At 65.0% G+C, this 6,711-nt stretch carries 8 protein-coding genes; 3 read left to right on the top strand and 5 right to left on the bottom strand.

What is annotated here, in order from left to right; translation table 11 throughout:
* Nucleotides 1–85 precede the first annotated feature (85 nt).
* The 4 genes from hisA to hisB are packed head-to-tail and all read right to left on the bottom strand — an operon-like array spanning nucleotide 86 to nucleotide 2,322.
* Nucleotides 86–820 (bottom strand): 1-(5-phosphoribosyl)-5-[(5-phosphoribosylamino)methylideneamino]imidazole-4-carboxamide isomerase, encoded by a 735-nt coding sequence (gene hisA / locus SAS01S_RS21145; protein WP_066813073.1) that lies wholly within the window; start codon nucleotides 818–820, stop codon nucleotides 86–88.
* A gap of 1 nt (nucleotide 821) precedes the next feature.
* On the bottom strand, nucleotides 822–1,427 hold the full coding sequence (hisH, locus tag SAS01S_RS21140; protein ID WP_066813071.1) for an imidazole glycerol phosphate synthase subunit HisH: 606 nt from the start codon (nucleotides 1,425–1,427) through the stop codon (nucleotides 822–824).
* Entirely contained in the window at nucleotides 1,424–1,735 is a 312-nt protein-coding gene (locus SAS01S_RS21135; RefSeq protein WP_066813070.1) for a YciI family protein, read from the bottom strand. Before SAS01S_RS21135 ends, hisH begins: the two co-directional genes overlap by 4 nt.
* The gene (gene hisB / locus SAS01S_RS21130) at nucleotides 1,735–2,322 is read right to left on the bottom strand and encodes an imidazoleglycerol-phosphate dehydratase HisB (protein ID WP_066813069.1); all 588 of its coding nucleotides are present in this window, start codon (nucleotides 2,320–2,322) and stop codon (nucleotides 1,735–1,737) included. The genes SAS01S_RS21135 and hisB overlap by 1 nt, the downstream gene beginning before the upstream one ends.
* Before the next feature lie 71 nt (nucleotides 2,323–2,393).
* Here hisB and SAS01S_RS21125 point away from each other — a divergent pair, with 71 nt between their 5' ends.
* Nucleotides 2,394–2,870, top strand: a complete 477-nt coding sequence (locus SAS01S_RS21125; protein ID WP_066813068.1) for an SspB family protein — start codon at nucleotides 2,394–2,396, stop codon at nucleotides 2,868–2,870.
* Between the two features lie 158 nt (nucleotides 2,871–3,028).
* On the opposite strand, the gene SAS01S_RS21120 is transcribed toward SAS01S_RS21125, so the two are convergent.
* Nucleotides 3,029–4,339: an HD-GYP domain-containing protein gene (locus SAS01S_RS21120; protein WP_084239300.1), complete on the bottom strand. Its 1,311-nt coding sequence runs from the start codon at nucleotides 4,337–4,339 to the stop codon at nucleotides 3,029–3,031.
* Nucleotides 4,340–4,519: 180 nt separating this feature from the next.
* Here SAS01S_RS21120 and SAS01S_RS21115 point away from each other — a divergent pair, with 180 nt between their 5' ends.
* Both SAS01S_RS21115 and fumC read left to right on the top strand, forming a co-directional pair.
* The gene (locus tag SAS01S_RS21115; RefSeq protein WP_066813066.1) at nucleotides 4,520–5,194 is read left to right on the top strand and encodes a methyltransferase family protein; all 675 of its coding nucleotides are present in this window, start codon (nucleotides 4,520–4,522) and stop codon (nucleotides 5,192–5,194) included.
* Between the two features lie 40 nt (nucleotides 5,195–5,234).
* Nucleotides 5,235–6,626, top strand: a complete 1,392-nt coding sequence (gene fumC / locus SAS01S_RS21110; RefSeq protein WP_066813064.1) for a class II fumarate hydratase — start codon at nucleotides 5,235–5,237, stop codon at nucleotides 6,624–6,626.
* Nucleotides 6,627–6,711 lie beyond the last annotated feature (85 nt).

Here is a 6,711-nt window from a genome sequence, read left to right as displayed (position 1 = left end):
AGGGTTGAGAAAAGCGCACTGCCCTCACCCTCCCGTTCGGCTGCGCCGAGCGGGCCCCTCCCTCTCCCAAAGGGAGAGGGGATTCTCACGCCGCCTCCGCCACGGCAATCGCCGTCGCGAGGTCGAGGCGACCATCATACAGCGCGCGGCCGGTGATAACGCCTTCGATCCCGTCTCGGGCGTGGAGCGCGAGCATGTGGATGTCGGCAATCCCGCTCACCCCGCCCGAGGCGATCACCGGGATGTCGACCGCACGGGCGAGATCGACCGTGGCCTGGACGTTGCAGCCCTTGAGCAGCCCGTCGCGCCCGACATCGGTGAACAGCAAGGCGGCGACCCCGGCATCCTCGAACCGGCGCGCCATGTCCTCGACCGAGACGTCGGACACATCGGCCCAGCCGCGCGTCGCGACCATGCCGTCCTTGGCATCGACCGCGACGACGATGCCGCCCGGAAAGTCGCGCGCGGCTTCACGCACCAAGTCGGGATTGTCGAGCGCGGCAGTGCCGATCACCAGGCGCGAGACGCCGACGTCGAACCATCCTTCGATCGCCGCGCGGTCGCGGATACCGCCGCCCAGCTGGACGTGGCCAGGGAAAGCGGCGACCACCGCGCGGACGACGTCGCCATTGACCGATTCGCCGGCGAACGCACCGTCGAGGTCGACCATATGGAGATGCTGCGACCCGGCCGCGGCGAATGCCATCGCCTGCGCCACCGGATCGTCCCCATAGACCGTGGCACGGTCCATATCGCCCTCGGCCAGCCGCACGACATTGCCGCCCTTGAGGTCGATCGCCGGGAAGATGATCAGGCTCATTTCACGGCCGCCATGTCAGGAACCTCTTCAACAATTCCAGCCCGTAACGCTGGCTCTTTTCCGGGTGGAATTGCACGCCCGCCATATTGTCTCGGGCGATCGCGGCGACGACCGGGCCGGCATGGTCGGTCGTGGCGATCACATCGTCGCCTTCGAACGCGTAGCTGTGCAGGAAATAGGCTTCGCCCGCCTCGATCAGCGGGTGAGGGGAGAGGAGCCTCACATCGTTCCAGCCCATATGCGGCACCTTGGCGGCGGGGTCGGAAGGCGACAGGCGGCGGATGCGGCCTTTGATCCAGCCGAGTCCGTCATACTCGCCCATTTCCTCGCCGATTTCCGCCATCAGCTGCATGCCGACGCAAATGCCGAGGAACGGCGCGCCGTCGCGCCGCACGCGCTGGTCGAGCGCATCGATCATGCCGGGCACCCCGCGCAATGCCGCCGCACAGGCGCCGAACGCGCCGACGCCGGGAAGGACGATCCGGTCCGCGGTTGCTACCAGCTCGGGATCGGCGGTGATCGCGACGTCCTGTGCGCCCGCTGCCTTCAGCGCGTTGGCGACCGAATGCAGGTTGCCCGCGCCGTAATCGATCAGCGCGAGCGTCACGCGAACAGAGGCGCGACCGCTTCGGCCGCCCAACTCGCGTTGAACTCGATCACCTCGATCGTCGCCGCACCTTCGGTCACAAAGGGGTCGCTCGCCGCGAGCGCCGCCACTTCCGCCTTGTGGCCGCGGCACACGATCACGCCACCGGTGCGCGGATTGCGGCGCCCCGACATCAGGAACAATCCCTCTGCATAACCGCGCTCGAGCCAGTCGATATGCGGCTTCATATGCCGATCGACCTCGTCGAGAGGAACGAGGTAATTGATCAGGATCAGGCAGACCGGTGCCTCGCCCCGCGTAGCGGGCATCACAACGTCCCCTTGGTCGAGGGAATCGCATCGGCCTTGCGCGGATCGATCTCGACCGCTTCGCGCAGCGCGCGAGCCAGACCCTTGAACGCCGCTTCGGCGATATGATGGTTGTTCGAGCCGTACAGCGTCTCGATGTGGAGCGTGATCCCGGCGGTCTGGGCGAACGAGTGGAAGAAATGCTCGAACATCTCGGTGTCCATCTCACCGAGACGTTTTTGCGAGAATTCCGTCTTCCAGACGAGGAACGGCCGCCCGGAGATGTCTAGCGCGACCCGAGTCAGCGTCTCGTCCATCGGCGACAGCGCGTCGGCATAGCGGCGGATGCCGCGCTTTTCGCCGAGCGCCTTGTTGATCGCCTCTCCGATCGCCAGGCCGGTATCCTCGACCGTGTGATGCTGGTCGATATGGAGATCGCCCACGGTCTTGACCTCGAGGTCGATCAGCGAATGGCGCGACAATTGTTCGAGCATATGGTCGAAGAAGCCGATACCCGTCGACACGGCATAGCTGCCGGTCCCGTCGAGGTTGACGGCGACGTCGATCCTTGTCTCGCTCGTCTTGCGGTTGATCGTCGCGGTGCGCATCGCGCCCCCATATGGGTGTGTTGCACGTCATGCAATCTTGACCCGACGCTCGCATCGGCTACCCAAGGCATATGAGTGATGGACTGCCCGATAGCCTGATTCCGTACGATGAGATCGTGCAGGAGGCCCTGCGCGCCGTGGTCGGCCGCGTGCTTGGCTCGGTTGCGGCCGGCGGCGGGCTGCCCGGCGAGCATCATTTCTACATCACGTTCAAGACGCAGGCGCCGGGCGTCAGCATCCCCGAACGCCTGATCGAGCGGTTCCCGGACGAGATGACGATCGTCCTGCAGAATCGCTATTGGGACCTGACCGTCGATGACGAGCGATTCTCGGTCGGACTGAGTTTCAACCAGGTGCCGTCCAAGCTCGACATTCCCTATTCCGCGATCACCGGCTTTCACGACCCTGCCGTCAATTTCGAACTCCGCTTCCAGGCGCAGGAAGGCCCCGACGGCCCCGAGCCGCATGACGAGGCCGAGAACGACCATGTCGAGCGCGTCGATGACGGCTCGAACGTCGTCAGCGTCGATTTCAAAAGAAAGAAGTAAGCCGAAGCGAGCCGCGCAAGCTGCGCGGCGGTCACCTATGGTGACGCGAACGGCCGGCCGGCGCGGCGATAGCCGCGTCCGACGTCACGGAATTTACTTCCGTGACGGCCTGACCGGCCGAAACGACTCAGATAATTGCCAAACTACGGTAACTTGGCTCAGTCGAGCCGTTCGCTAGGCTGCCAACGCGAGACGCGATCGATAGCAGGCATCTCGACCGTTTCCGCAGCCGTCGCTTCGACCTCCGTCCACAACCGCGCGATCACCTCGCGGTCGAGCTTGTCGCTCTCCTGCAGCAGATGCGCGCACAGCGCGGGCCAATCATGCGCTCCCCAATCCACGGGATTCTCCGCGCGGACGACGGTCTTGCACGCGTCGTCATCGGTCAGAACGATATCGCGCGGAGCGACCAGGCTGTTCGCGGCGGTGTCGTAGAAGACGCGCAGGCGCGGGCGGCTGGCGCGTCGGCCATTGGACAGCACGACCGCCAGACGCTGCGAACGCAGGCGGACGACCATGCCGACCGGGAACACCGCGATGCTCTGGTAGAAGGTGAACAACAGATCGCGATCGAACTGGCCGTTCCAGCCATGCATCGCGGTCACCGCCTCGATCGGCGACCAGGCGTCCTTGTACGCGCGGTCCGACGTCAGCGCGTCATAGACGTCGCAGATCGCGCCCATCCGCGCCGCCAGGCTGATCTCGCCCCCCTTGAGCCCGAACGGATAGCCGGTGCCGTCGATCTTTTCGTGATGATGGCGGCAGACGTCGATCGCGGTGGCGGGAATCGCCTCCGCCCGATCGAGGATCGCACAGCCGCGTTCGGGATGGAGCCGCGCGATGGCGAATTCCTCGTCGGTCAGCCGGCCGGGCTTGTTGAGAATCTCGGACGGCACGTCCATCTTGCCGATGTCGTGCACCAGTCCTGCCAGGCCGAATTCGCGCACGGTCTCGTCGGGTAGCCCCAGATGGCGGGCGAAATTGACCATCAGCGCGCACACAGCGACCGAATGCAGATAGCTATAATCGTCCTTGGACTTGAGCCGGACGATGCTGATCAGGGCATAAGCGTTGCGTTGTACCGATTCGGAAATCTCGTCGACGACCGCAGCGACCTGATCGGAGTCGATCGCCTTGCCGAGTCGGGCACCCTCGAAAACGCCGCGGATGATTTCCCTGGTCCGCGCGACGATGTCGACGGCGCGCTCGCGTTCGGCAGTGATGCCCGTGGCGACATTGGCGACGACCGGTTCGGTGATGATGATCGGTTCCGGCTCTTCGATCGGCGCGAGTCCCCGCGTTGTGTCGATCGTCACGAAGGCGATGTCGGCGTCGCGCAAGGCGGCGATGTCGCTGTCCGAGCGCAGCAGAAAGCGGCGGCGCCAGAACGGATGGCTGAGCCATGAGCCCTCAATGCCGTGGACGAACATGCCCGGCCGAAGCAAAGAGAGCGGGACGCGACGCTGCATGCTCGCGTGGATAATCGACAGCGGTTGACAACTTACTACTTTCGCAGTGTTTTTCTTATCGGAGGATATGGCAGCCGTCGACTGCCGTTCGGCCGGATCGATTATGACTTGGCCGGAACAAGCCGCGCGCGGCGGCGTAAGGTGGATATGGTTCAGCAACAGCCGCAGGATCCGACACCAATGTCACGCGCAACGGCGATCGCTTATGCGGTCGCACTGCCGATCTCGCTGTTGTTGCTGGTCTTCCTGCCCGCCGGCGATATCGGCTGGGTGCCCGGCTGGATTTTCGTCGCAGCGCTGGTGATCGGGTTCGCGGCATCCGGGCTAGCGCTCGCCAAGGTCAATCCGGTCATTTTTCGCGCGCGCAGTCGCTTCCAGCCGGGGACCGAGCGCTGGGACTTGCCGTTGGTGGCGGTGATCCTGACCGCGATGGTCTCAACCGTTCCCGTTGCCAGCTTCGACGCGGGGCGGGCGCATTGGTCGCATGTGCCGCCGTGGCTGGTCGCGATCGGATATGCCGCCTTGCTCGGCGGGATTGCGGTCACGGCCTGGGCACAAGCGGTGAATCCGTTCTTCGAGCCTGGCGTGCGCATCCAGTCGGAACGACACCAGCGGGTGATCGATTCCGGGCCCTATGGCTTTGTCCGGCATCCGGGCTACAGCGCGGCGGTCGCTATGTTCCTGGGAATATCGCTGGCGCTCGCCTCCTGGTGGGGACTGGTACCCGCCGCGATTGCGTCGGTCCTGCTCGCCGTCCGCACCGCCTGGGAAGACCGGTTGCTCCACGATAGGCTGCCGGGCTATCGCGAATATGCTGGCCGCGTACGCGCAAGGCTTGTGCCCGGCATCTGGTGACGCCAAGTCGGGCAAATCCGCCCGATGAGGAGCCCGCGCGATGATCGAAACCCGCACCGAAACCGATTCGATCGGCGCGATCGAGGTGCCCGCGACCGCCTATTGGGGCGCGCAGACGCAGCGATCGATCGAGAATTTCCCGTTCGGCGAGCGGGAGCGCATGCCGATCGCGATTGTCCATGCGCTCGCTTTGGTGAAGCAGGCAGCGGCACGGGTGAATCGAGTACATGGGTTGGCGGCGGAGAAAGCCGATGCGATCGAGGCGGCGGCGGCGGAAGTGGTCGCGGGCAAGCTCGACGACCAATTCCCGCTCGTCATCTGGCAGACCGGCAGCGGCACGCAGTCGAACATGAACGTCAACGAAGTGATCGCCGGCCGCGCCAACGAGATGCTGACCGGCACGCGCGGCGGCAAGGCGCCGGTCCACCCCAATGACGACGTCAATATGAGTCAATCGTCGAACGATAGTTTTCCGACCGCGCTTCATGTCGCGGCGGCGCTTGCGGCGATGCGGCGACTGGTGCCGGCGATCGAGCGGCTGGAGGCGGCATTGCTCGCCAAAACCCAAGCGTGGCAGGACATCGTCAAGATCGGCCGAACGCATCTGCAGGATGCGACGCCGCTGACATTGGGCGACGAGTTTTCGGGCTATTATGCGCAAGTGCGGCTGGCGCGGACGCGGTTGGTGCCGCTGATCGAACATGGCCTGTCCAAGCTCGCGCAGGGCGGCACCGCGGTCGGGACGGGGCTCAACGCGCCGAAGGATTTCGGCCCCGCGATCGCGGCCGAATTGTCCGATCTGACCGGCTTCGCGTTCGAGACCGCGCCGAACAAGTTCGAGGCGCTGGCGTCGAACGACACATTGGTCGATTTCTCTGGGCGGTTGAACAGCCTGGCAGTCGCGTTGACCAAGATCGCCAACGATATCCGCTTGCTCGGATCGGGGCCGCGATCGGGGATCGGCGAACTAATGCTGCCGGCGAACGAGCCGGGCAGCTCGATCATGCCGGGCAAGGTCAATCCGACCCAATGCGAGATGCTGACGATGGTCGCGGCGCAAGTGATCGGCAATCACCAGGCAGTGACGGTCGGCGGGATGCAGGGGCATCTCGAGCTCAACGTGTTCAAGCCGATGATCGGCGCCGCGGTGCTGCGCTCGATCGACCTGCTGGCAGTCGGGATGGAGAGCTTTGCGGAACGTTGCGTTGAGGGGCTGGAGCCGGACCGTCGGCGAATCGCCGAACTGGTCGATCGCTCGCTGATGCTGGTGACCGCGCTCGCGCCCGAGATCGGGTACGACAATGCGGCGAAGATCGCCAAGCATGCGCATGCCGAGGGGATGACGCTGAAGGAAGCGGGGCTGGATCTGGGGCTGGTGGATGAGGCGACGTTCGATCGCGTGGTTCGGGCGGAGGATATGGTCGGGCATTAAAAATCCTCCCCGGAACGGGGAGGGGGACCGTCGCCGAAGGCGATGGTGGAGGGGGCCCTCCACACGTTCATCGCTCGGGGCTGGG

Source organism: Sphingomonas asaccharolytica NBRC 15499, from assembly GCF_001598355.1.
GTDB classification, from domain to species: Bacteria; Pseudomonadota; Alphaproteobacteria; order Sphingomonadales; family Sphingomonadaceae; genus Sphingomonas; species Sphingomonas asaccharolytica.
This window is presented reverse-complemented; position numbering and strand designations above follow the sequence as displayed.